This is a genomic window from Pseudomonas sp. GM17 (genome assembly GCF_000282175.2).
Lineage (GTDB): Bacteria > Pseudomonadota > Gammaproteobacteria > Pseudomonadales > Pseudomonadaceae > Aquipseudomonas > Aquipseudomonas chlororaphis.
Window position 1 is genome coordinate 4057523 of record NZ_CP124732.1, and the last position, 24692, is coordinate 4082214.

The 24692-nt window shown below is 64.3% G+C and carries 23 protein-coding genes; 12 read left to right on the forward strand and 11 right to left on the reverse strand.

The window, feature by feature from the left end; genetic code table 11:
* Positions 1-113: 113 nt before the first annotated feature.
* Positions 114-908 carry a diaminopimelate epimerase gene (gene dapF / locus PMI20_RS18220; protein WP_007922217.1) on the forward strand — a complete coding sequence of 265 codons (795 nt, stop codon included), beginning with the start codon at positions 114-116 and terminating at the stop codon, positions 906-908.
* A gap of 29 nt (positions 909-937) precedes the next feature.
* Here the strand turns inward: dapF and PMI20_RS18225 are convergent, their stop codons facing one another.
* The gene (locus tag PMI20_RS18225) at positions 938-2422 is read right to left on the reverse strand and encodes a DASS family sodium-coupled anion symporter (RefSeq protein WP_284168583.1); all 1485 of its coding nucleotides are present in this window, start codon (positions 2420-2422) and stop codon (positions 938-940) included.
* A gap of 285 nt (positions 2423-2707) precedes the next feature.
* Between PMI20_RS18225 and PMI20_RS18230 the strand changes: the two genes are divergently transcribed.
* A complete protein-coding gene (locus tag PMI20_RS18230) occupies positions 2708-4315 on the forward strand; it encodes a methyl-accepting chemotaxis protein (RefSeq protein WP_493185320.1) in 1608 nt (535 codons plus the stop codon).
* 123 nt (positions 4316-4438) lie between these two features.
* Positions 4439-5635: a cyclic di-GMP phosphodiesterase gene (locus PMI20_RS18235; protein ID WP_037034049.1), complete on the forward strand. Its 1197-nt coding sequence runs from the start codon at positions 4439-4441 to the stop codon at positions 5633-5635.
* Positions 5636-5638: 3 nt separating this feature from the next.
* On the opposite strand, the gene bkdR is transcribed toward PMI20_RS18235, so the two are convergent.
* Positions 5639-6127: a Bkd operon transcriptional regulator BkdR gene (bkdR, locus tag PMI20_RS18240; RefSeq protein WP_007923098.1), complete on the reverse strand. Its 489-nt coding sequence runs from the start codon at positions 6125-6127 to the stop codon at positions 5639-5641.
* 197 nt (positions 6128-6324) lie between these two features.
* Here bkdR and PMI20_RS18245 point away from each other — a divergent pair, with 197 nt between their 5' ends.
* From PMI20_RS18245 to PMI20_RS18265, 5 genes are all read left to right on the forward strand, one after another.
* A complete protein-coding gene (locus PMI20_RS18245) occupies positions 6325-7560 on the forward strand; it encodes a 3-methyl-2-oxobutanoate dehydrogenase (2-methylpropanoyl-transferring) subunit alpha (RefSeq protein ID WP_007923100.1) in 1236 nt (411 codons plus the stop codon).
* Position 7561: 1 nt separating this feature from the next.
* A complete protein-coding gene (locus tag PMI20_RS18250) occupies positions 7562-8620 on the forward strand; it encodes an alpha-ketoacid dehydrogenase subunit beta (RefSeq protein WP_007923101.1) in 1059 nt (352 codons plus the stop codon).
* Positions 8621-9910 carry a dihydrolipoamide acetyltransferase family protein gene (locus tag PMI20_RS18255; protein WP_007923102.1) on the forward strand — a complete coding sequence of 430 codons (1290 nt, stop codon included), beginning with the start codon at positions 8621-8623 and terminating at the stop codon, positions 9908-9910.
* A gap of 3 nt (positions 9911-9913) precedes the next feature.
* Positions 9914-11305, forward strand: a complete 1392-nt coding sequence (gene lpdA / locus PMI20_RS18260) for a dihydrolipoyl dehydrogenase (protein ID WP_007923103.1) — start codon at positions 9914-9916, stop codon at positions 11303-11305.
* A gap of 294 nt (positions 11306-11599) precedes the next feature.
* A complete protein-coding gene (locus PMI20_RS18265) occupies positions 11600-12619 on the forward strand; it encodes a branched-chain amino acid aminotransferase (protein WP_007925072.1) in 1020 nt (339 codons plus the stop codon).
* A gap of 93 nt (positions 12620-12712) precedes the next feature.
* On the opposite strand, the gene PMI20_RS18270 is transcribed toward PMI20_RS18265, so the two are convergent.
* The 6 genes from PMI20_RS18270 to PMI20_RS18295 form a co-directional block, all read right to left on the reverse strand.
* Positions 12713-13597 (reverse strand): N-acetylmuramoyl-L-alanine amidase, encoded by an 885-nt coding sequence (locus PMI20_RS18270; protein WP_007925071.1) that lies wholly within the window; start codon positions 13595-13597, stop codon positions 12713-12715.
* 231 nt (positions 13598-13828) lie between these two features.
* Entirely contained in the window at positions 13829-14626 is a 798-nt protein-coding gene (locus tag PMI20_RS18275) for a transglutaminase family protein (protein ID WP_007925070.1), read from the reverse strand.
* Positions 14623-15573, reverse strand: coding sequence for an alpha-E domain-containing protein (locus PMI20_RS18280; RefSeq protein WP_007925069.1), 951 nt, complete (start codon positions 15571-15573; stop codon positions 14623-14625). The genes PMI20_RS18275 and PMI20_RS18280 overlap by 4 nt, the downstream gene beginning before the upstream one ends.
* Positions 15574-15576: 3 nt before the next feature.
* Positions 15577-16986, reverse strand: coding sequence for a circularly permuted type 2 ATP-grasp protein (locus PMI20_RS18285; RefSeq protein ID WP_007925060.1), 1410 nt, complete (start codon positions 16984-16986; stop codon positions 15577-15579).
* Positions 16987-18050: 1064 nt separating this feature from the next.
* Positions 18051-18548 carry a P-loop nucleotide/nucleoside kinase family protein gene (locus PMI20_RS18290; RefSeq protein ID WP_007925058.1) on the reverse strand — a complete coding sequence of 166 codons (498 nt, stop codon included), beginning with the start codon at positions 18546-18548 and terminating at the stop codon, positions 18051-18053.
* A 70-nt stretch (positions 18549-18618) separates the two neighbouring features.
* Complete coding sequence (locus PMI20_RS18295) at positions 18619-19389, reverse strand: ArsR/SmtB family transcription factor (protein WP_007925057.1); 771 nt, start codon at positions 19387-19389, stop codon at positions 18619-18621.
* A gap of 81 nt (positions 19390-19470) precedes the next feature.
* Between PMI20_RS18295 and PMI20_RS18300 the strand changes: the two genes are divergently transcribed.
* The 3 genes from PMI20_RS18300 to PMI20_RS18310 all read left to right on the forward strand — a co-directional run bounded on the left by PMI20_RS18300 (position 19471) and on the right by PMI20_RS18310 (position 22025).
* Positions 19471-20613, forward strand: a complete 1143-nt coding sequence (locus tag PMI20_RS18300; protein WP_007925054.1) for a cytochrome P450 — start codon at positions 19471-19473, stop codon at positions 20611-20613.
* A complete protein-coding gene (locus PMI20_RS18305) occupies positions 20613-20960 on the forward strand; it encodes an antibiotic biosynthesis monooxygenase family protein (protein WP_007925052.1) in 348 nt (115 codons plus the stop codon). Before PMI20_RS18300 ends, PMI20_RS18305 begins: the two co-directional genes overlap by 1 nt.
* A gap of 90 nt (positions 20961-21050) precedes the next feature.
* Positions 21051-22025, forward strand: a complete 975-nt coding sequence (locus tag PMI20_RS18310) for an alpha/beta fold hydrolase (RefSeq protein ID WP_007925050.1) — start codon at positions 21051-21053, stop codon at positions 22023-22025.
* A 2-nt stretch (positions 22026-22027) separates the two neighbouring features.
* Here the strand turns inward: PMI20_RS18310 and dmeF are convergent, their stop codons facing one another.
* The 3 genes from dmeF to PMI20_RS18325 form a co-directional block, all read right to left on the reverse strand.
* Positions 22028-22978 carry a CDF family Co(II)/Ni(II) efflux transporter DmeF gene (gene dmeF / locus PMI20_RS18315; protein WP_007925048.1) on the reverse strand — a complete coding sequence of 317 codons (951 nt, stop codon included), beginning with the start codon at positions 22976-22978 and terminating at the stop codon, positions 22028-22030.
* Between the two features lie 14 nt (positions 22979-22992).
* Positions 22993-23265, reverse strand: a complete 273-nt coding sequence (locus tag PMI20_RS18320; RefSeq protein ID WP_037034484.1) for a metal/formaldehyde-sensitive transcriptional repressor — start codon at positions 23263-23265, stop codon at positions 22993-22995.
* Positions 23266-23478: 213 nt separating this feature from the next.
* A complete protein-coding gene (locus PMI20_RS18325; protein WP_037034481.1) occupies positions 23479-23817 on the reverse strand; it encodes an FKBP-type peptidyl-prolyl cis-trans isomerase in 339 nt (112 codons plus the stop codon).
* Between the two features lie 270 nt (positions 23818-24087).
* Between PMI20_RS18325 and PMI20_RS18330 the strand changes: the two genes are divergently transcribed.
* Positions 24088-24684 (forward strand): hypothetical protein, encoded by a 597-nt coding sequence (locus tag PMI20_RS18330; RefSeq protein WP_007925042.1) that lies wholly within the window; start codon positions 24088-24090, stop codon positions 24682-24684.
* The last annotated feature ends 8 nt before the right edge of the window (positions 24685-24692 follow it).

Sequence of the window (24692 nt, forward strand, 5' to 3'; positions counted from 1 at the left end):
TATCGCCAGCAAGCTGGCTCCTACGGACCATTTCTTGCGACGTCGCATTTACCATTGCCGCCCCTGCCCCTCTAGAATCAACCTCCCCTTGCGCTCCAGCCGCGGAGACCTCCATGCCCCTGCCTTTTCAGAAGCTGCATGCCAATGGCGACGACTTCATGTTGGTCGATGCCCGCGGGCGCGACAACCCGATCACCGCCGAGCTGGCCAGGGCCTTGGGCGACCGCCATCGCGGCGTGGGTTTCAATCAACTGGTGGTGCTCAGCGATTGCCCCGAGACGGCGGCGCAACTGACTTTCTGGAATGCCGATGGTTCCAGCCTGAGCACCTGCGGCAGCGCCACCCGCGGCGCGGCCGACCTGCTGATGCGCGAAAGCGGCGCAGACTCGGTATGGGTGAAAACCGTGCGCGGCATCCAGCACTGCACGCGCCTGGACGATCAGTCGGTGGCGGTGGAGATGGGCGTGGCGCAATTTGCCTGGCAGGACATTCCGCTGGCGACGGCCCTCGACAGCCTGGCCCTGCCCCTGCCCGGCGAGCCGGCGGCGTGCAGCATGGGCAATCCGCACTGCACGTTTTTCGTCGACGACCTGGAGCGCATCGATGTGGCGACATTCGGCCCGCGGATCGAGGCGCACCCGCTGTTCCCGCGCAAGACCAATGTGCATGTCGTCCAGGTCATCGACCGGCAGACCATTCGCCTGCGCATCTGGGAACGCAACGGCGCCATCCCTCTGGGTTCCGGCTCATGCTCTTGCGGCGCGGCGGTCAACGGCATCCGCCGCGGCCTGCTGGACAGCCCGGTGCGGGTGCTGTGCGACGGCGGTCCGGTGACCGTCAGCTGGGACGGCCAGGGCCAGGTGCGGCTGGCCGGCAGCGTGACCAAGGTCTTCAGCGGCTGGCTGTGAATCCTGGGCGCCGCACCCAGGAGAGCGGGCTAGAGCCAGCCCAGCCATTTCCACCAGGTCATGGCGAACACCAGCATCAACAGGTAGCCCAGCAGCGTCACCAGCAGCCCGACCTTGGCGAACTGGCGAGCGGTGAAGGTCTCGGTGCCCAGGCAGACCATGTTCTGTGGCGCATTGATCGGCAGGATAAACCCGTAGCTGACGACGAACCCCAGCAGCATGGTCATGCCCAGGCGGCTGAACTCGCCCGGCAGGGTCTGCAACACGGCGATCAGGATCGGCAGCAAGGCCGAGGTCAGGGCCGTGGCGCTGGCGAACCCCAGGTGGATGAGGATCAGGAAGGCCGCGAGGATCGCGAACACCGCCAACGGCCCCACCTGGTCCAGCCCGGTGTGGGCCACCACCTGGCTCCCCAGCCATTGCCCGGCCTGGGTGCTGAGCAGCGCCGAACCGAGGCTGATGCCGACCCCGAAGACAATCACCGTGCCCCAGGGAATCCGGGCCTGCACGTCCTTCCAGGTCATGATGCCGATCCGCGGCAGCAGCAGGATCACCAGCCCGGCGTAGGTGGTGGTCGTGGTGTCGAACGGGTGCAGCTTGCCCTCGGTGGACCAGGCCAGGAGCAGCAGCAACGACACCGCCAGCAGGCGCTTCTGCGGCCCGGTCATGGGCCCGATGTCCGCCAGGGACCGGGCCACCGCCTCCTTGCCGCCGGGAATGCTGTCGGTTTCCGGGGGCAGCAGTTTCAGCACCAGCCACAGCAGCACCAGGGACATGATCACCGCCCAGGGCGCCCCGGCGATCAGCCAGTCGAGCCAGGCCACACGCTGGCCGAGCATCTTGTCCATGAAGCCCACAGTCAGCAGGTTCTGCGCCGCGGCGGTCTGGATGCCGACGTTCCAGATGCTGGTGCCCTGGGCCACGACGATCATCAGCCCGGCGGCGATGTTCGAGCGCTTGTCGACGCCGAACGCGGCAATCACCCCCATCATGATCGGCACCACGCAGGCGCTGCGGGCGGTGGCGCTGGGCACCAGCAGGCTGAGGAGGATGGTCACGGCGATGGCGCCGACCAGGATCCGCCGGGTGCTGGTGCCGACCCGGGTCAGGGTCACCAGGGCGATGCGCCGGTCGAGGCCGGTGTGGGTCATGGCGGCGGCGATGAACAAGGCGCCGGCCACCAGGGCCAGGGCCGAATTGGAGAAACCGGTCAGGGCCAGGCTGATGGCCGCCGAGCTGCCGTAGAGCTGCGTCGGGTCCTGCAAGGTCGGCGCGGTGCCGACCAGGAAGGCCATCAGGGCGGTGATCATGATGGCGCTGGCCTCGTAGGACACCGCCTCGCTGACCCACACCACCACCGCGAACGCCAGGATCGCCAGCATCCGATGCCCCGCCACCGGCAGGTCGGCGGGCAGCGGCAACAGCAGCACGCCCACCATCGCCAGCACGGCGACCAGCAAGCCGATCGGTAAGGCGGCCTTGGCCGCGGGCGCCGTTGTCACAGGCTGGGTCATGGGCCTTGTTCCTTTTACTGGAGGGGGTCGCAGCATGCCCCACAAGCCTTCGAGGCACGTTGATAAGGGTCAAGCCCGCTGGTTTGCCTGCCCTCACGGCGCAACTGTGACGGCGGCCGACCCGGCACCCGTTGTCGGAACGAAAGAACTTCGTCGAAATATTTTTTACATCGCTACAGATTTTTCATCTCTTTGAGGCCAGAGTGATAACAAGGCGACAGGGAGTCGAAATATGACTGGTTGTATCACTCCAACCTGCAAGGTGCCTGTATGACAACAAGAAATATGAAACTGACCTTCAGGGCGCTCCTGAGTTTTGGCGCCATCTGTGTGTTGTTGATCGCTCTGGGAGGCTTGGTACTGTGGAAAATGGAGCAGATTCACGAAGCGGCCGTGGACCTGCAAAGCAACTGGATGCCGAGCGTCAGGCAAGCCGCGAAAATCGAATCCGCCACCTTGCGCGTGCGCCTGGAGGCCCTGCATTACGCCACTGAGGACGAGAGCCTGAAAGGCGCCTCCCTGGACAAGCTAGCCGGTTTAAAAAACACCCTGGCCCTGGCCATCAAGGACTACGAGCCGCTGATTTCCAGCAACGAGGAAAAGGCCATCTACGAACAGGTCCGACGCGGCGCCCAGGACTACCTGGACAAGCTGATGGTGATGATCGACACCAGCAAGACCAACACCGCCGAACAGACCAATACCTACATCAACCAGGTCACGGTGCCGCTGGCCAACACCCTGCAAAGCGCCATCGAGGCGCTGATCCGCATCAATGAGGCCGGTGCCGAGCAGTCGGCCTTGACGGCCGATGCCCAGTTCAATAGCGGCCTGACCCTGACCTCGGCGATCATCGTCCTGGCCATTATCCTGACCATCCTGATTGCCACCCTGTTCACCCGCAGCATCATCCGTCCGGTGCTGTCGCTGCTGGCCACCACGCAGAAAATCGCCGAGGGCGACCTGCGCACGCAGGTGGAAGTCAGCGGTCGGGACGAACTCACCGACCTGCAGAAATCCACCCAGGCCATGCTCGACAGCCTGAAATCCACCATCCGCCACATCGCCGACTCATCGACCCAGCTGGCCTCCGCCGCCGAGGAAATGAGCGCCATCACCCGCGAGTCCAACGCGGGCATCCAGCAACAGAGCATGGAGACCGACCAGGCTGCCACAGCGGTCAACGAAATGACCGCCGCGGTCGAGGAAGTGGCGCGCAACGCGGTCTCCGCCTCGCAGTCGACCCAGGCCTCGGAGCGCTCGGCGAGCATGGGCAAGGAGCGGGTCGAGCAGACCATCCACTCCATCGAGAAACTCACCAGCACCGTGGAAAACACCCGGGTGGAAATGGCCGGCCTGGCCCAGCAGGCCCAGGACATCACCAAGGTCCTGGACGTCATCCGGGCGATTGCCGAACAAACCAACCTGCTGGCCCTCAACGCCGCCATCGAGGCGGCTCGGGCTGGCGAACAGGGTCGCGGCTTCGCCGTGGTCGCCGACGAGGTACGCGCCCTCGCCCACCGCACCCAGCTCTCGACCCAGGAAATCGAGCAGATGATCCAGGGCATCCAGTCCGGCTCAAGCAAGGCTATGCTGTCCATGCAGCAAAGCAGCGAGGACGCCAGCCAAACCCTGAGCATCGCCCATGAGGCCGGCAACGCCATCGCTCACATCACCCAGGCCATCAGCGACATCAACGAACGTAACCTGATGATCGCCACCGCCTCGGAGGAACAGGCCCAGGTAGCGCGCTCGGTGGACCAGAACCTGATGAGCATCCGCGACCTGTCGCTGCAAAGCTCTTCGGCCGCCAGCCAGACGTCTATCGCCAGCAGTGAACTGTCGACCCTGGCGGTGAGTCTGAACAAACTGGTGGCACGCTTCTCCCTTTGACCGCCGGCGCGGCCGCCTCGCGCCCGGTTGTGCAGTTCAGGACAGTCACGGCAAGGAGCCTTATTGTCCGGTGTCGGCGGGTCCCTCGACCCGCCGGCAGCGGATCGGCTGGAGGATTTCAGCGTGCTCAAACGTATTTCCATCGATCAGTTGCGCATCGGGATGTACATCCACCAGTTCTGCGGCTCGTGGCTTGACCACTCGTTCTGGAAAGCCGGTTTCGTGCTCAAGAGCCAGACCGATTACCAGCGCCTGCGCCAGTCCAAGGTCAGCGAGCTGTGGATCGACTCGGCCAAAGGCCTGGACCTGCCGCAAGACGGCCAGGCGCCTGCCCCCGCCCCGGAGCCGCCGCGCGCCCGCGATGCGCAGCCGCGGGTGGAGCGCGCCGAGGAAATCCAGCGCGCGATGAAACTCTGCACCCGCTCGAAACACGCGGTCATGGCGATGTTCCAGGAAGTGCGCATGGGCAAGGCCATCGAGCTGGCCCAGGTCGACGATCTGGTGTACGAGCTTTCCAACTCGCTGCTGCGCCACCCCGACATGCTGATCAGCCTGGCCCGGCTGAAGACTGTCAACGACTACACCTACATGCACTCGGTGGCGGTGTGCGCGCTGATGGTGGCGGTGGCCCGGCAGTTGGAGCTGCCGGAAGCCCAGGTGCACCAAGCCGGGGTCGCCGGGCTGCTGCACGACATCGGCAAACTGACCATCCCCGACAGCATCCTCAACAAACCGGAAAAACTCTCCGCCGCCGAGTTCGAACAGATCAAGCAGCACCCGGTCGCTGGCAGCGCGATCCTGCGGCAGAACCCGCAGGTGGACGCGCTGGTGCTGGACGTGTGCCTGCACCATCACGAAAAGATCGACGGCAGCGGCTATCCGCACAACCTGGTGGGCGAGCAGATCAGCCTGTTCGCACAAATGGGTGCGGTCTGCGATGTGTACGACGCGGTGACCTCGACCCGCCCCTACAACCGTGGCTGGGACCCCGCCGAAACGCTGCAGCGCATGTCCGGCTGGACCGGGCATTTCTCCCCCCGAGTACTCCAGGCCCTGGTGAAAAGCGTCGGCATCTACCCGGTGGGTTCCCTGGTGCGCCTGCACAGCGGGCAGCTGGCGGTGGTGCTGGAGCAAAACCCCGATTCGCTGTTGATGCCCAAGGTCAAGGTGTTCTTCTCCAGCCGCTCGAAAATGCCCCTGCCGCAACGGGTCCTCGACCTCTCACGGGGCCGGGACGAAGAACGCATCGTCGGTCGCGAAGCCCTGGAAGACTGGGACTTCAAACAACTCCAACAACTGTGGAGCGACATGTCCGCCTGAACCTCAACTGCCCAGGGTCAAGCCATTGGCCGGCAGCGGCAGCGCGGTCTTGTAGCGCACCTGCTTGAGGGCGAAGCTGGAGCGGATGTTGGCCACGCCGGGCACCTTGGTCAGGAAGTCCATCATGAAGCGCTCCAGGGCCTGGATGGTCGGCACCAGCACGCGGATCAGGTAGTCCGGATCGCCGGCCATCAGGTAGCACTCCATGACTTCCGGGCGGTCGGCGATGGCCTCTTCGAAATGCTGCAGCGCCTCTTCCACCTGCTTCTCCAGGCTGACGTGAATGAACACGTTGACGTGCAGCCCCAGCAGGTCGGCATCCAGCAGGGTCACCTGCTCGCGGATCAGCCCCAGCTCCTCCATGGCGCGCACGCGGTTGAAGCACGGGGTGGGCGAAAGGTTCACCGAACGGGCGAGGTCGGCGTTGGTGATGCGGGCGTTCTCCTGAAGGCTGTTGAGAATGCCGATGTCGGTACGGTCCAGTTTGCGCATGAGACAAATCAACCTGTTTTTTATGTTTATGCAGATTTTTTATCTGCAAATCATCCTGAGCGCAACGAAACAGAGATAAATATTCTCCTTGGCCCGGCCTATGATTGTTGTAGGACAAGATTTCCCTTACCCAGGGAATGACTGTCAGCTAAGCGCGCCCACTACAAGAAATTCACAAGATCGAGCGTAGACAAGCCATGACCCAAGCGTACGAACCGCTGCGCCTGCACGTGCCTGAACCCTCAGGCCGTCCCGGTTGCAAAACCGACTTCTCCTACCTGCGTCTGACCGACGCCGGCACGGTGCGCAAACCCCCAATCGATGTAGAACCCGCCGACACCGCCGACCTGGCCCGTGGCCTGATTCGCGTGCTCGACGACCAGGGCAATGCCTTGGGCGAATGGGCCGAAGGCGTGCCGGCCGAGGTCCTGCGCCAGGGCATGCGCGCCATGCTCAAGACCCGGACCTTCGACAACCGCATGGTGGTCGCCCAGCGCCAGAAGAAGATGTCGTTCTACATGCAGAGCCTCGGCGAGGAAGCCATCGGCAGCGCCCAGGCCCTGGCACTGAACATCGACGACATGTGCTTCCCCACCTACCGCCAGCAAAGCATCCTGATGGCCCGCGACGTGCCGCTGGTGGACATGATCTGCCAGCTGTTGTCCAACGAGCGCGATCCGCTCAAGGGCCGCCAGCTGCCGATCATGTATTCGGTGAAAGAGGCCGGTTTCTTCACCATCTCCGGCAACCTGGCCACCCAGTTCGTGCAAGGCGTGGGCTGGGGCATGGCCTCGGCGATCAAGGGCGATACCAAGATCGCCTCGGCCTGGATCGGCGACGGCGCCACCGCCGAGTCGGACTTCCACACCGCCCTGACCTTCGCCCACGTGTACCGCGCGCCGGTGATCCTCAACGTGGTCAACAACCAGTGGGCGATCTCCACCTTCCAGGCCATCGCCGGCGGTGAAGCCACCACCTTCGCCGGACGCGGCGTCGGTTGCGGCATCGCCTCGCTGCGGGTGGACGGCAACGATTTCATCGCGGTCTACGCCGCGTCCCGCTGGGCTGCCGAACGCGCCCGGCGCAACCTCGGCCCGACCCTGATCGAATGGGTCACCTATCGCGCCGGCCCGCACTCCACCTCCGACGACCCGTCCAAGTACCGCCCGGCCGACGACTGGAGCCACTTCCCCCTCGGCGACCCGATCGCCCGCCTCAAGCAACACCTGATCAAGATCGGCCAATGGTCCGAAGAGGAACACGCCGCGGTCAGTGCCGAACTGGAAGCCGAAGTCATCGCCGCGCAGAAGCAGGCCGAGCAGTACGGCACCCTCGCCGGCGGGCAGATCCCCAGCGCCGCGACCATGTTCGAGGACGTGTACAAGGAAATGCCCGAGCACCTCAAGCGCCAACGCCAGCAACTGGGAATCTGACATGAACGACCACAACAACAATATCCAGTTGGAAACCGCCATGACCACGACCACCATGACCATGATCCAGGCCCTGCGCTCGGCCATGGATGTGATGCTAGAGCGTGACGACAACGTGGTGGTGTTCGGCCAGGACGTCGGTTATTTCGGCGGCGTGTTCCGTTGCACCGAGGGCCTGCAGACCAAGTACGGCACCTCGCGGGTGTTCGACGCACCGATCTCGGAAAGCGGCATCGTCGGCGTCGCTGTTGGCATGGGCGCCTACGGCCTGCGCCCGGTGGCGGAAATCCAGTTCGCCGACTACGTCTACCCGGCCTCGGACCAGATCATCTCCGAAGCGGCGCGCCTGCGTTATCGCTCCGCCGGCCAGTTCACCGCCCCCATGACCCTGCGCATGCCCTGCGGTGGCGGCATCTACGGCGGCCAGACCCACAGCCAGAGTATCGAGGCGATGTTCACCCAGGTCTGTGGCCTGCGCACCGTGATGCCGTCCAACCCCTACGACGCCAAGGGCCTGCTGATCGCCTCCATCGAAAACGATGACCCGGTGATCTTCCTCGAGCCCAAGCGCCTGTACAACGGCCCGTTCGACGGCCACCACGACCGCCCGGTAACCCCCTGGTCGAAACACCCCTCGGCCCAGGTGCCGGACGGCTACTACAAGGTGCCGCTGGACGTCGCCGCCATTGCCCGCCCGGGCAAGGACGTCACCGTGCTGACCTACGGCACCACGGTGTATGTCTCGCAAGTGGCCGCCGAGGAAACCGGGATCGACGCCGAAGTCATCGACTTGCGCAGCCTGTGGCCGCTGGACCTGGAAACCATCGTCAAGTCGGTGAAAAAGACCGGCCGCTGCGTGGTGGTCCACGAAGCCACCCGCACCTGCGGGTTCGGCGCCGAGCTGGTGTCGCTGGTGCAAGAACACTGCTTCCACCACCTGGAAGCGCCTATCGAGCGCGTGACCGGTTGGGACACCCCCTACCCGCACGCGCAGGAGTGGGCGTATTTCCCTGGCCCGTCCCGAGTGGGCGCGGCTTTGCAACGGGTCATGGAGGTCTGAATGGGCACGCACGTAATCAAGATGCCGGACATCGGCGAAGGCATCGCAGAAGTAGAACTGGCGCAGTGGCACGTCAAGGTCGGCGACCTGGTGGTCGAGGACCAGGTGCTGGCCGACGTCATGACCGACAAGGCCATGGTCGATATCCCCTCCCCGGTGCACGGCAAGGTCCTATCCCTGGGCGGCCAGCCCGGCGAAGTCATGGCAGTGGGCAGCATATTGATCAGCATCGAGGTCGAAGGCGCCGGCAACCTCAAGGCGTCCGATCAGCTGGTCAAGGAACCCGCGGTTATTAAACAAGCAGCACCCGCAGTAGCAGCGCCCAAGGTCGAGGCCGCGCCAGTGGTCGAAAGCAAACCCGCCGCCGCTTGCCGCCCCGCGCCACAGGCGCCGGTAGCCCGCGACGCCGACGAGCGCCCGCTGGCCTCCCCGGCCGTGCGCAAGCATGCGCTGGACCTGGGCATCCAGCTGCGCCTGGTGCAGGGCAGCGGCCCGGCCGGCCGCATCCTCCACGAAGACCTGGACGCCTACCTGGCCCAGGGCAATCAGCGCGCCCAGAGCGGCTCGGCGCCATCCGGCTATGCCCAGCGTCATGACGAGGAACAGATCCCGGTGATCGGCATGCGCCGCAAGATCGCCCAGCGCATGCAGGAAGCCACCCAGCGCGCCGCCCACTTCAGTTATGTCGAGGAAATCGACGTCACCGCCGTGGAAGAACTGCGCGCGCACCTCAATGAAAAACACGGCGCCACCCGCGGCAAGCTGACCCTGCTGCCATTCCTGGTGCGGGCCCTGGTCGTGGCCCTGCGTGACTTCCCGCAGATCAACGCGCGTTACGACGACGAAGCCCAGGTCATCACCCGCCACGGCGCGGTGCATGTCGGGGTGGCCACGCAAAGCGACGTCGGCCTGATGGTGCCGGTGGTGCGTCATGCCGAAGCCCGCAGCCTGTGGGACAGCGCCACGGAAATCGCGCGCCTGGCCACAGCCGCGCGCACGGGCAAGGCGGCCCGCGACGAACTGTCCGGCTCGACCATCACCCTGACCAGCCTCGGCGCCCTGGGCGGCATCGTCAGCACGCCGGTGCTGAACCTGCCGGAAGTGGCGATCGTCGGAGTGAACAAGATCGTCGAACGGCCAATGGTGATCAAAGGCCAGATCGTGGTCCGCAAGATGATGAACCTCTCCAGTTCCTTCGATCACCGGGTGGTCGACGGCATGGACGCGGCGCTCTTCATCCAGGCCATTCGCGGCCTGCTCGAACAACCCGCCAGCCTGTTTCTGGAGTAACCCATGCAACAGACTCTGAACACTACATTGCTGATCATCGGCGGTGGCCCTGGCGGCTATGTGGCGGCGATCCGCGCCGGCCAGCTGGGCATCTCGACCATCCTGGTGGAAGGCCAGGCGCTGGGTGGCACCTGCCTGAACATCGGCTGCATCCCGTCCAAGGCGCTGATCCATGTCGCCGAGCAGTTCCAGCAGACCCGCCATCACAGCCAGGGCTCGGCCCTGGGCATCAACGTCTCGGCGCCGACCCTGGACATCGGCAAGAGCGTGGAATGGAAGGACGGCATCGTCGACCGCCTGACCACCGGCGTCGCCGCCCTGCTGAAAAAGCACAAGGTCCAGGTGATCCATGGCTGGGCCAAGGTCGTCGATGGCAAGACCGTGGACATCGAAGGCGCCGACACCCGCATCCAGTGCGAGCACCTGCTGCTGGCCACCGGTTCGAAAAGCGTCAACCTGCCGATGCTGCCGCTTGGCGGGCCGATCATCTCCTCCACCGAAGCCCTGGCGCCCAAGGCCCTGCCCAAGCGCTTGATCGTGGTCGGCGGCGGCTATATCGGCCTGGAGCTGGGCATCGCCTACCGCAAGCTCGGCGCCGAGGTCAGCGTGGTCGAGGCCCAGGAACGCATCCTGCCGGCCTACGACGCCGAACTGACCCAGCCGGTGCTCGAATCGGTGAAGCAACTGGGGATCAAGCTCTACCTCAAGCACAGCGTCGAAGGCTTCGATGCCGGCACCCACAGCCTGCAGGTGCGTGACCCCAACGGTGACAGCCTGCAGCTGGAAACCGACCAGGTGCTGGTGGCGGTCGGGCGCAAGCCGAACACCCAGGGCTGGAACCTCGAAGCGCTGAACCTGGAGATGAACGGCTCGGCCCTGCGCATCGACCAACGCTGCCAGACCAGCATGCGCAATGTCTGGGCGATCGGCGACCTCGCCGGCGAACCGATGCTCGCGCACCGGGCCATGGCCCAGGGCGAGATGGTCGCCGAGCTAATCGCCGGCCAGCATCGGGAATTCAACCCGACGGCCATTGCCGCGGTGTGCTTCACCGACCCGGAACTGGTGGTGGTCGGCAAGACCCCGGACGAGGCCAAGGCCGCCGGCCTGGACTGCATCGTGTCGAGCTTCCCGTTCGCCGCCAACGGCCGCGCCATGACCCTGGAATCGAAAAGCGGTTTCGTGCGGGTGGTGGCACGCCGTGACAATCACCTGATTGTCGGCTGGCAGGCGGTGGGCGTCGGCGTGTCCGAGCTGTCCACGGCCTTCGGCCAGTCCCTGGAAATGGGCGCGCGCCTGGAAGATATCGCCGGCACCATCCACGCCCATCCGACCCTGGGCGAGGCGGTACAGGAAGCGGCATTGCGGGCCCTGGGCCACGCCTTGCATCTGTAAACGCCACACCGGGAGGCAACACCCTGTAGCCGCTGCCGCAGGCTGCGATAAGGCCCGCAGGGCCTTCCAGGATCTCAAGAGCACGTCCTCTTCGAGGCCGATCGCAGCCTGCGGCAGCGGCTACAGGGTTCGCTCCACAGGACGACAGGAGGGTTCATGGGCAACTGGTTTTTTTGCTGCCCCTCCCATCGCCCGGGATGCGGTGCCCCCCCGGAATGCAGTATTGTTGTGCCCATCCAAAAAACGTCAGAAGCCTTGAGCCGTTGCGACGGTTGTTAAGCGATAGAGGGTGTCATGGGTAACGAAAGCATCAATTGGGACAAGCTGGGTTTTGACTACATCAAGACAGACAAGCGCTATCTGTCGCACTGGCGGAACGGCGAGTGGGACAAAGGCACCCTGACCGAAGATAACGTGCTGCACATCAGCGAAGGCTCCACCGCCCTTCACTATGGCCAGCAGTGCTTCGAAGGCCTGAAGGCCTACCGCTGCAAGGACGGTTCGATCAACCTGTTCCGCCCGGACCAGAACGCCGCCCGCATGCAGCGCAGTTGCGCGCGCCTGCTGATGCCACAGGTGTCCACCGAGCAGTTTGTCGAAGCGTGCAAGCAAGTGGTACGCGCCAACGAACGCTTCATCCCGCCTTACGGCACCGGCGGCGCGCTGTACCTGCGCCCGTTCGTGATCGGCGTGGGTGACAACATCGGCGTGCGCACCGCCCCCGAGTTCATCTTCTCGATCTTCGCCATTCCGGTCGGCGCCTACTTCAAGGGCGGCCTGACCCCGCACAACTTCCTGATCTCCAGCTACGATCGCGCGGCGCCACAGGGCACCGGCGCGGCCAAGGTCGGTGGCAACTACGCCGCCAGCCTGATGCCAGGTTCGGAAGCCAAGAAGAAGCACTTCGCCGACTGCATCTACCTGGACCCGCTGACGCACTCGAAGATCGAGGAAGTCGGTTCGGCCAACTTCTTCGGCATCACCTTTGATAACAAATTCGTCACGCCGAAGTCGCCGTCGGTACTGCCGGGCATCACTCGCCTGTCGCTGATCGAACTGGCCAAGACCCGCCTGGGCCTGGAAGTGATCGAAGGCGACGTGCTGATCGACAAGCTGTCGGACTTCAAGGAAGCCGGCGCCTGCGGTACCGCCGCGGTGATCACGCCGATCGGCGGCATCGAGTACCAGGACAAGCTGCACGTGTTCTACAGCGAAAAAGAAGTCGGCCCGATCACCCAGAAGCTCTACAAAGAGCTGACCGGGGTACAGACCGGCGACGTCGAAGCGCCAGCCGGCTGGATCGTCAAGGTCTGACCTGACGCCCCCCGGCAGTAAAAAGCCCGCCTTTCACTTGCGTGATCGGCGGGCTTTTTCATGGTGGTCACACGGCTCTGAAAACCTGTGCCCCTAGCCGAGAGCCGCCACTTCCGGCGGCAGCAGAATGGCGCTCGCCTTGTCCTTGCCGTGATATTTGTCGATCAGGGAAAACAGGATGGCCGCTGTGCGGATATCCACGATCCCGCTGACATTCTCCTGGTTAAAGCGCATCTGGAAGGCTTCCACCACCCTTTCCGGTTGTTGCTCCAGATAGCCATAACCATAGGTTTGCAGCGCCTTCGTGACCTGGACCATGCTCGGCGGCGACACGCTGAAGCGAGTCAGGTAGTCGTCAATGGTGCGCTCGTCGGGCCAGGCGCCAATGCCGGCTTCGGCAAGCCGTTTCCAGGGAAAGAACGGCCCCGGATCGATCTTGCGCCCGGGGGCGATATCCGAGTGCCCGACGATGTCCGTCGGCTGTATGTCGTACTTCCTGACCAGGTCCCGGGTCAGGCTGATCAACAGTTCTATCTGCTGCTCGTTGTAGGGCTCGCCCAGCAACTGGCCGGTGTCCTTGTCCCAGCCAGCGTTGACAATCTCGATCCCGAGCGAGGTGTCATTCAGGTTGCTGCGGTTCTTCCACTGGCTCACTCCCGCATGCCAGGAGCGGTCGTGGTCATCGACCAACTGGTCGGCCACCGGCAGGCCCTTGTAGGTCTTCGGCCGGTCGGGAATCAGGTAGTTGGCGCTGACGTGTTCCGATCGCGTCAGCGTTTCGAAGGACTGCGCCTGATCGAGCGCGGTGTAGTGCAGGACCAGGAAACGGATCCGATGGTTCTTCGCCACCGCCCTTTCGCCTTTCGAAAGGACGTAGCCCTCTTTCTCCGTGAGCCTTGCCTCGGAGGTGTCTTGGTTGCTGCTGGTACAACCGGTCATCGCCAGCAAGAGGCTTAAGACCGTGGTGTATTTCTTCATGACTTGCCCTTGAACGTTGCTTTCCTTTCCCCGCCTGGCTTGCTGCGTTGCAGGCCTGCGGAGCGGCGCATGCTAGGGACCGGGAGGAAAGACTGTCTTTAGGAAAAGTCCGAAAGTCGCTGAGAAAGTCCGACGACAGAGAGCACAGATGATGGGCCACGCAGGGCTACTGCGCCCCAAGGGGTGGGCATGCCGGGGCCGGCATGCCCGATAGTGCGGGAAAGGTCGCGGCTACTGGTGCTGGACCTGGAACATCGAGTTCACCTGGACCCGCGCCAGCATGTGTTCGGCGCCACCGCCGCGACGCATGCCACGCACCGGGCAGGCGTCGAGGTAGTCGAGGCCGACCGCCAGCTTCAGGTGCCGCTCGGGCCGCGCCAGGCGGTTGGTCACGTCGAAGCTGTACCAGCCGCCGTCGATCCAGGCCTCCGCCCAGGCATGGCTGGCCAGGTGGTTTTCGTCTTCGGTGCACAGGTAGCCGGAGACATAACGCGCGGGAATCCCCAGGCCGCGGGCGCAGGCCAGGAATGCATGGGTGTGGTCCTGGCAGACCCCGACCCGGCCGGCGAAAGCCTCGGCCGCGGTGGTGTCCACCGTGGTCGCGCCCGGGCTGTAGACCATGTGCGCGGCCAGGGCATGCATCAGCTCGATCAGCGCCGCGCGGTCGCGCCGGGTGCCGCAGTGCTGCGCGGCAAAGGCGCCGAGGGCGGCGTCGGCCTTGGTCAGCGGGCTGCTGCGCAGGAACGGCAGCGGCGACTGGCTGTCGTGTTCCACCTCCCGGGCCTGGTCGATTTCCACCTGGCCATAGGCGCTCAGGACCAGGGCGCCATGGGGTTCGTCCATGGTCAGCACATGCAGGATATTGCCGTAGGGATCGAGCTGGCTGCGCACCAGGCGCGGCAGTTCCAGGTGCCACTCGAGGATGTGCTGGCGCTCGCTGTTCTGCGGGGTCAGGCGCAGGAACTGGATGCTGGTGCAGACTTCGTCGGCGTAGCTGTAGGTGGTGTCGTGGCGTATGGAAAGTTTCATACAACCTCCAGATAGGATTCGTGGACGGTCTGCCCCAGGTGACGGATCTGCGCGATGAAGTCACTCAGCCACAGGTGCAAGCCCGACGCGAGGATCTCGTCGATCCCGGTGTAGCGCAGGCGCGCGTTCAGCTCGGCGGCCAGGCGCTGGGCCGGACGGCCGTTGTTGCCCGGCAGGCTGGCGAGGATCTGGTCCAGCTCCTCGACGCAGGCATGCAGCGAGCGTGGTACGTCGGCGCGCAACAGCAGCATCTCGGACACCTGCTCGGCCCCCGGCGCATTGCGGTAGATCTCGTTGAACGCCTCGAACGAGGACAGGGCGCGGAGCAAGGCGCTCCACTGGTAGTAGCCGCGGGCCGAGTTGTCGCTGACCTCCTCCGACTCCTCGCCGAACATTTCGTAGCGCGCGTCCAGCAGGCGCAGGGTGTTGTCGGCCCGCTCGATAAAGGTGCCCAGGCGAATGAAGCAATAGGCGTCGTTGCGCATGATGGTGCCCGAGGTCGCGCCACGGAACAGGTGCGAACGCTCCTTGACCCACTCGCAGAAATGGCTGATGCCGTAGCGTCCCAGGCCGCTCTTGGCGATGTTGCGCATCTCCAGCCAGGTGGCGTTGATGTTTTCCCACATGTCGGCGGTGATGCGCCCGCGCACCGCGTGGGCGTTGGTCCGCGCCGCCCGCAGGCAGCAATAGATACTGCCGGGGTTGGTCTCGTCGAGGGCGAAGAAATGCAGCATGCGTTCGGTGTTCAGTTCGCCGTAACGCTGGTTGTAGTCGTCCAGGGTACCGGCGGCCAGCAGCGACATCGCCAGCTCGGCATGGCCGTCGCTACGCCCCGCCTGGGGCATCAGCGACAGCGAGTAACTGACTTCGAGCATGCGCGCCAGGTTCTCGGCGCGCTCCAGGTAACGGGACATCCAGTAGAGGTCTGCAGCGGTTCTTGAAAGCATCGGTCAATCCTCCACGACCCAGGTGTCTTTGGTGCCGCCGCCCTGCGACGAGTTCACCACCAGCGAGCCTTCGCGCAAGGCCACGCGGGTCAGGCCGCCCGGCACCAGGCGGGTTTCGCTGCCCGACAGGACGAACGGACGCAGGTCGATATGCCGCGGGGCGATGCCGTTCTCGACAAAGGTCGGGCACGTCGACAGGCACAGGGTGGGTTGGGCGATATAGGCCTCGGGGCGGGCCTTGAGCCGGGCGCGGAAGTCTTCGATCTCCGCCGCGGTGGCCGCCGGCCCCACCAGCATGCCGTAGCCGCCGGAGCCCTGGGTTTCCTTGACCACCAGGTCCGGCAGGTTGGCCAATACGTGGGACAGTTCCTCGGGTTTGCGACATTGCCAGGTCGGCACGTTCTTCAGGATCGGTTCCTCGCTCAGGTAGAAGCGGATCATCTCGTCGACATAGGGGTAGATCGACTTGTCGTCCGCCACCCCGGTGCCCACCGCGTTGGCCAGCACCACGTTGCCGGAACGGTAGGCGGCGATCAGCCCGGGCACGCCGAGCATGGAATCGGGGTTGAACGACAAGGGGTCGAGGAAGGCGTCGTCAAGGCGGCGGTAGATCACGTCCACCGCCTGGGCGCCGGAGGTGGTGCGCATGAATACGCGGTCGTCGCGCACGAACAGGTCGGCGCCTTCCACCAGTTCCACGCCCATCTCCCGGGCCAGGAACGCATGCTCGAAATAGGCGCTGTTGAACCGTCCCGGGGTCAGTACCACCACCGTCGGGTTGTCCAGCGGGCTGGAGCTTTTCAGGGTATCGAGCAGCAGGTTCGGGTAGTGGTCGATGGGCGCCACCCGTTGCGCGGCAAAGAGTTCGGGGAACAGGCGCATCATCATCTTGCGGTCTTCGAGCATGTAGCTCACGCCGCTGGGGGTGCGCAGGTTGTCTTCCAGCACGTAGTAGCTGCCGTCGCCGTCACGCACCAGGTCGACGCCGGAGATGTGCGAATAGATATTGCGGTGCAAATCCAGGCCGCGCATCGCCACCTGGTAACCCTCGTTGGCCAGCACCTGCTCGGCCGGGATGATGCCCTCCTTGAGAATGCGTTGCCCGTGGTAGATATCGGCCAGGAACAGGTTCAGGGCCTGGACTCGCTGGATGCAGCCGCGCTCGACGTTCCGCCATTCGCTGGCCTTGATGCTGCGCGGGATGATGTCGAAGGGAATCAGCCGTTCAGTGCCTTGCTCGTCACCGTACAACGTGAAGGTGATGCCAGCGCGGTGGAACAGCAGGTCGGCTTCGCGCCGACGCTGGTCCAGCAGCTCCACGGGAGTGTCCGCCAGCCAGCGGGCGAACTCCTGGTAATGTGGGCGGCAGCCACCACTCGCATCATACATTTCGTTAAAAAAAGCACGGGACATACCCCAACTCCTCGCCGTGGTTTAAACGGCTTTTTTATTTAAACTCTCTGTTTCAATAAATCGGGCCTTACGCTGTGCGATAGAAACTGTTCTGTTGAGCACCTCATTGTGCGGCTTGAATATTCCGCTCGATGCTGGCGGAAATACCCCCACTTATTGACGCCAGTTGTCTGGCGAAACTTCCCGTATGGATTTTCGGCAATGGAGCGCCCGCGATGACGTCCATTGGTTGTGGAACTCGTCACCTCCTTTTTCGTTTTAATGTGAACTTTCAATCTGAAAGTTTTCCGAAACTTCGACAGCACCCTTCACTGGAATCCGAAGGCTGTTTATCTGCTGTAGCAATCGCTGTGCCCAAACCCCGCCTCCTTGCGAATAAAGTCCCCAAGGGTGAAAAAACGCCCGCTTGACGGCATTTTTCACTCAACCACGGGGCCCCACCCCTGGTTGACGCTGAAACGTTTTATCCGGAAAGCCGCCTGAACGGCTTTGCACAACACTGGCGCGAACGAAAAAAGTGCAGAAACTGTCGAGGAAGGTTTTTTTGCCCTGACACGGGGATTTTTGGCAAAGCAGCTGTTATCGCTTTGCACAAAGCAAGAGTTGACGCGGCCTGCCGAGAGAAAGAACAGCGCACCATTAGCGGTCCGGAAAACGCACCAACGGCGAACGAAACACCCAATAGCGCCAACTATTGGCGCAATTTCAGCTTTTCGCCAGCGCTAGTTTGTAAAAGTGTCGGACATGATTGAACCGGGCATTTCCGACTGTGCACGGTTCGCGCCCGAAGGAATAACGTTCGCCGACGTTATCCGCCAAAGTCTTCATTCCACTTTTTATTGATTCAGTGCAATCAGCCAGGATTTATCGCCGCCCTACCCCCACCATCGAACCTGTAGGAGCGCAGCTTGCTCGCGATGCAGGCACCACGGTGAATCAGGCACGCCGCCATCGCGAGCAAGCTCGCTCCTACAGGGATTCGCGGATAAATAGCTACTCGCACACAGCGTAAAATGTGTAGGAGCCAGCTTGCTGGCGATCCAGGCGCCGCGGTGGGTCAGGTACTACAAGGTTTCCAGGTGTTCGACGATGATCCGCACCGCCTCCGCCGGCGACGACAGCGAACTGTCCAGCATCAAGCGCTCGCCGCTCCAGGCCTGGTAATCGTGATCGAGCACCGACTGCCAGCTGGGTGGGCGCAACCCGGGTACATCCGTCTCACGGTTTTCCACCCGCCGCCGGTGCTCGGCGATATCGGTGCAGACCACCTCGATATTGAGCAGCGGGCTCTGCTCGGCCTCGGCGATGCCCTGCCAGGCCTGGCGGCTCTCGGCGACCGGATTGACGCAATCGGCCACCACCCGGTTGCCCAGGGCCAGGTTGCTGCGGGCCAAGGCATTGGCGATGTCGTACCCGGCCTTGCCGACTTCCGCCAGCCCGCCGTTGCGCAGTGCCTGCTCGATGTTGTCGATGCGCAGATAGGTGGCCCGCAGATGGCTGGCCAGGGCCCGGGCGATGGTGGTCTTGCCGCTGCCGGGCAGGCCACTGAAGACGATAAGCATGCTGAAGACTCCAAGCCAGGACTGCATTCGGAGGCTGACGACAATGTCAGCCATGGGTTTGTGGACCGGCCTACGAAGCCTGGGTAACGGCCGGGCGACCCGGTTTGGCAACGCTCCTGGCACGCGGGGCCGAGCTGTCCGGCTCTTCGAGCTGGACGTCGAACCGACTGGCGATCTCCTTGCGCCCCAGGGCGGTCAAGCCCAGCGCCCGGCTGTCCAGGTCCTGGGTCAGCCATTTGCGCCGGATCGCCTCCTGCAACAACGCCGCCCCCAGCGCCCCGCCCAGGTGCGGGCGGCGCATGCTCCAGTCCAGGCACGGGCAGGCAAAGCGCCGGCGCAGGCTGGCCAGAGCTTGCACATCGATGCCCAGCCCAACAAAAAACCCTTCGCCGGCCGGGCTCAGAACGTACTCCTGGGCGCCCTCCTGCGGCTCCTGCAACCAGCCGGCCTCGAGCAGGCGGTCATGCAGCTGCACCGCCAGGGTGCCGGCCATATGGTCGTAGCAGGTGCGGGCGAACTGCAGGCGGTCCGGGGTGCGTGGGCTGAACACGGGCGTGGCGTTGCGGCCGATCACCATCAGCGCTTCCAGGGCCTGGGCCACGCGCTTGTCGGCGAGGCTGTAGTAACGATGGCGGCCCTGCACATGCAGGCGCACCAGGGCCAGTTCCTTGAGCTTGCCCAGGTGCGCGCTGGCGGTGGAGGCGCTGACATCGGCGATCGCCGCCAGCTCGGTGCTGGTGCGCGCGTGGCCGTCCATCAGCGCGCAGAGCATTTTCGTCCGCGCCGGCTCGGCAATGGCCGCGGCGACCTGGGATACGGCGTTGTCGTGCTGTGCATTCATATTTCGCTCCCGAACGAATCGTGCCCCTCGCAGGTTGCCGATAGTAGCAACACTTCTCCCCCGCGAATAAGGCCGCCCATCATGGACCCGATCACCGCCGTCACCCACGTCGATCCCTACCCTTACTACGCCAGCCTGCGGGCCCGGGGCGGGCTGGCCTTCGACCCCGGACTGGGGATGTGGCTGGCCAGCAGCGCCGCAGCGGTGGCCGCGGTGCTGGCCCATCCCGAGTGTCGGGTACGTCCTGCGCACGAGCCAGTGCCGAGGACGATAGTCGACGGCGCTGCCGGTCAAGTATTCGGCCGCCTGATGCGGATGAACGACGGTGAGCGCCAGCGTTGCCCCCGGGCCGCCATCGAGCCGGGCCTGCAACAGGTGCATGCCGAGGAAGCCAGCCAGCGGGTCGCCGCCCTGCTGCTGGGCCTGCCAAGCGATACCGCGGCCAGGCTGCATGACTGCCAGTTCCACTTGCCGGTGGCGGTGGTCGCCGGGCTGCTGGGCTTTGCCGCGCATCAGTTGCCAGCAGTTGCCGAGCTGACCCGGGACTTTGTCGCCTGCCTGTCGCCAGCCAGCGACCGGGCACAACGGGATGCCGCCCACCGGGCAGCCGGACAGCTGACTCGACGCTTAGAGGTTCTGCTCGATCAGCCACCCGCCAGCCCCCTGTTGCAACGGATCGTCAACGGCTTCGGCGCTCAGGACCGTGACAGCCTGATCGCCAACCTGATCGGCCTGTTGTCCCAGACCTTCGAGGCCAGCGCCGGGCTGATCGGCAATACCCTCTGCGCCCTGCTGGACAATCGCCGGTTGCTCGCGGACCTGCGGGCGGCCCCTGAGCGGGTCGCCGACCTGCTGGCCGAAGTCCAGCGCCACGATCCGCCGGTGCAGAACACCCGGCGCTTCGTCGCCGCCCCTTGCAGCATCGCCGGGGTGACGCTGGAGCCCGGCGCAGTGGTGCTGGTGCTGCTGGCCTCGGCCAATCGCGACCCGCAGTTGAACCCGCAGCCGGATCGCCTGCTGCTCGAACGCGAGGCGCGGCGCAGTTTCAGCTTTGGCAGCGGTCGCCACCAATGCCCCGGCCAAGAGTTGGCCCTGGCCATAGCCAGCGCGGTGGTCGGTGCACTGCTGCGGCAATCGACCCTCGACCAGCCCATAACCTGGACTTACAAACCCTCGCTCAACGGGCGCATCCCCTTGTTCACTAGCCTGCCGGAGTCGCACTGATGATCGCCGTGATATTCGAAGCCCTGCCCCGCCCGGAACATCGCCAGCGTTACCTGGACATCGCCGCCGCGCTGAAACCGCTGCTGCTGGAGATCGACGGCTTCATTTCCATCGAACGTTTCCAGAGCCTGAGCGAGCCGGACAAGCTGCTGTCCCTGTCGTTCTGGCGCGACGAGCAAGCGGTGGAAGCCTGGCGCACCCTGGAACGCCATCGCACGGCCCAGGCCCTGGGGCGGACCGAGGTGTTCGCCGACTACCGGCTGCGGGTCGCCGAGGTGGCGCGCGACTACGGACTGACCCGGCGCGAGCAGGCGCCCGCGGACAGCCGCCGGGCCCATGCCGGGTAACACTGCTGGGCGCCTATTCGACCAATGAATGGTGGTCAGAGGGTCAGCGGGCTTCTGCTAGGGTCATGCCTGGACCCGGGAGACACGCTCATGAGCCAGATCACCCAACATGCCCTGAAGCTCAATGGCATCGAATTGCACCTGCATGCCGACGGCCCGCTGGACGGCCCGCCGGTGTGGCTGCTGCATGGGTTTCCCGAGTGCTGGTATTCGTGGCGCCGGCAGGTCGCGCCGCTGACGGCCGCCGGCTACCGGGTGCTGATCCCGCAGATGCGCGGCTACGGCGACAGCAGCGCCCCCGAGGAGGTGGCGGCCTATGACGTGCTGACCCTGTGCGCCGATATCCAACAAGCGATGGATGCCCTGGGCCAGGAGCAGGCCTGCATCGTCGGTCACGACTGGGGCGCGGTGGTGGCCTGGCACCTGGCGCTGCTGGAGCCGCAGCGGGTCAAGGCCCTGGTGGCCCTGTCGGTGCCTTTCGCCGGCCGCCCGAAACGCCCGGCCGTGGAGATCATGCGCGAGCTGTTCGCCGAGCGTTTCAACTACATCCTGTACTTCCAGGAACCCGGCGTCGCCGAGCGGGAACTGGACGCCGACATCGACCGCAGCCTGCTGCATTTCATGCACGACTGCGAACACCTGCTGGATGAAAAAAGCCCGTCGGCCCTGCTGTTCGAGGGCATGCCTACGCGCCACGCACCGCCCGCCTGGTGCACGCCGGAGGATTTCGCGGTGTACCGGCGCACCTTTACAGGGCGAGGTTTTCGCGGCGCCTTGAACTGGTACCGCAACTTCGAGCGCAACTGGCAACGGACCGAACACCTGGGCGAATGCCAGGTGAGCCAACCCACCCTGTTCATGATCGGCGACCGCGACCCGGTGGGCCAGTTGGAAGCCCGCACGATGGAGCGCATGCCCGGCAAGGTGCCGCACCTGGAACAGCATCGACTGGCGGATTGCGGGCACTGGATCCAGAGTGAAAAGGCCGAGGAAGTCAATCTGCGGTTACTGGACTTTCTTGGGAGAAACTACCCCTGCCCGCCTGCGGTGCAGACAGGGGCCTAGCGTTATAGGCTGCGATATTCGAGGGTGAGGTGCGACAGTTCGTGGACCGGCGCCAGGCGCTGGCGGATGGTTTCGGCGCTGACACCAGCGGCCGCCACCACACTGACAATCGCCGCCCGCGCCTGCGGGCCGACCTGCCACACATGCAGGTCGGTGATACGCGCATCGCCGGCGGCTTCCACCGACTGGCGAATCTCGCCGGCCAGTTGTTCGTCCGTGGTGTCGAGCAGTACCGCCGCGCTGGACTTCATCAGGCTATACGCCCAACGGGCGATCACCACCGCGCCAACGATGCCCATCACCGGGTCGAGCCAGACCCATCCCAGGTAACGCCCCGCCAGCAACGCGGCGATGGCCAGGACCGAGGTCAGGGCATCAGCCAGCACATGGACGTAGGCCGAGCGCAGGTTGTTGTCGTGGTGATGGCCATGCCCGTGTGAATGCTCGTGCGGATGCTCATGAGCCTGCTGATGAACGTGGCCGTGATGGGCGTGACCGCCGGAAAGCAGCAAGGCACTGACGATGTTCACCAGCAGCCCGGCCACGGCGATCACGGTCGCCTCGGTGAAGGCCACCTGGGTCGGCTGCAACAGCCGCAGCAACGACTCACCGGCAATGCCGATGGCCACCAGGCCGAGGATCAGCGCCGAGGCGAACCCCGCCAGGTCGCCGACCTTGCCGGTGCCGAAACTGAAGCGTGCATTGTCGGCATTGCGCCGGGCGAAACCGTAGGCCGCCGCCGCGATGCCCAGGGCCCCGGCGTGGGTTGCCATATGGAAACCATCGGCGAGCAAGGCCATGGAACCGGTGAGATAACCGGCGGCGATTTCGCCAATCATCATGACGAAGGTCAGCACCACCACCCACAGCGTGCGCCGGGCGTTTTCATCGTGGGCGGCACCGAGGAAGTGGTGGTCGTGGGTCAAGCCTGCCGCGGGCAAGGTCGGGCGCATGGTGTGGCCTCCAGTCAGGAATAACGGCGAATGGCTGCGAGCAGTTCGTTCACGCCCTTGGCCCGTTCGGCATCGCTGAGTTCAGGATGGGCCACATGCTCCAGGGCATGGGCCTCGATGATTTCCCCCATCAGGCCGTTGATCGCGCCACGGGTGGCCGCCACCAGGTGCAGGGTCTTGGCGCACTCCGCGCCGGACTCCAGGGCCCGCTCCACGGCCTGCATCTGGCCCTGGATGCGCCGGACCCGTTTGAGCAGATCGTCTTTCTGTGCGTGCGTGTGCGACATACCCATACCCCCTATGCCTATATGACGCTTATCCTGGCCGATGCCACGGGCCCACGCAACGGCTTGATGACACCGGTCGTCCGCCACTGCATGTCGATCACCCACGGCCCAGCCCCGCCAGGCGAAGCACGGAGACACGATTTCAAAGAGGGATTTACCGAGGAAGGTCGCGCCCAGATCAGGCAGATCTCCTGACCTGGGCGATGGGCGAAATCAATCGTCGCGGGTCAGGACTTCCAGCAACTCGATCTCGAACACCAGATTGGAGTTCGGCGGGATCTTGCCCATCGACCGCTCGCCATAACCCAGGTGCGCCGGCACCAAGAGCTTGCGCTTGCCGCCGACCTGCATGCCCATCAGGCCCTGGTCCCAGCCTTTAATTACCCGTCCGGTGCCAATCACGCACTGGAACGGCTTGCCGCGCTCCCAGGACGAATCGAAGGGCGTGCCGTCTTCCAGGAAACCGCGGTACTGGGTGGTGATCAAAGCGCCCTTGACCACCGCCTTGCCCTCGCCCACTTCGATATCGATCACCTGCAACGAATCGCTCATCCACTCACTCTCTATTGACGGCAGCCGCCAGTGGCCACCGAAGGTGCGGAAAATAGCAAATTTTCGCCCTCGCGACCTGTAAGGCATGCTCCTGGAGGGGGCTGAGGCAGAGCACATTATCGATGCCTCCTGGCCCAGCCACCATCTTTCAGATTGTCCCTACAGACCCTCCATAGCCAAATCCAATAGCGTCCCTAAGCCAACTGCAAATGCTCTTCGCTCCCCCCTCTGACGGGGGCTTCTTTATGGACAATGTGGACGCAAACGCGGATGGGTGGCTACGCACCGAACGCCCCGAAGGGCTATCGCAACAAGGGGGTAGAGTCCGTCGATCTGGGCGCCCAACGCTGGGCGCAATACCCGGACCTGCCACCGAAGGCAGAAGCCAAGCCCCAGACAGCTGGGTGCACCTTTACCAAACCCTGCAAGCTCCCTGATGGGGTCATCAACTACGCCAGCTCCGCCATTCCCACCGATGCCATCAGCGAATACGGGCAGCTCGTTTTACTGGGCGGACGCGAAGCGGATGCAACGGGGAAAATCCCTCTCCAGCAAATCAGTGGTTTTGAAGATGCCAAATATGATGAGCTCAGCCAGACCCAACCCGAGCTTGGCCGAGAAGTGACGATCAAGACCAAAAACGGAGCCCGTACAAGGCTCGACATGCTGGGACGTGATGCTGATGGCAAACTTTCCTGTATCGAGTGCAAATTATCAGACACAGCACCACTGACCAAGAATCAGAAAGTTGCTTTCCCTGAAATCGAAGAAAGTGGTGCAATAGTTGTAGGCAAAGGGAAGCCGGGGTTCCCCGGTGGTACTGAAATCCCACCAACCAAAGTCGAAATTATTCGACCAAAGCCCTGAGGGAACAG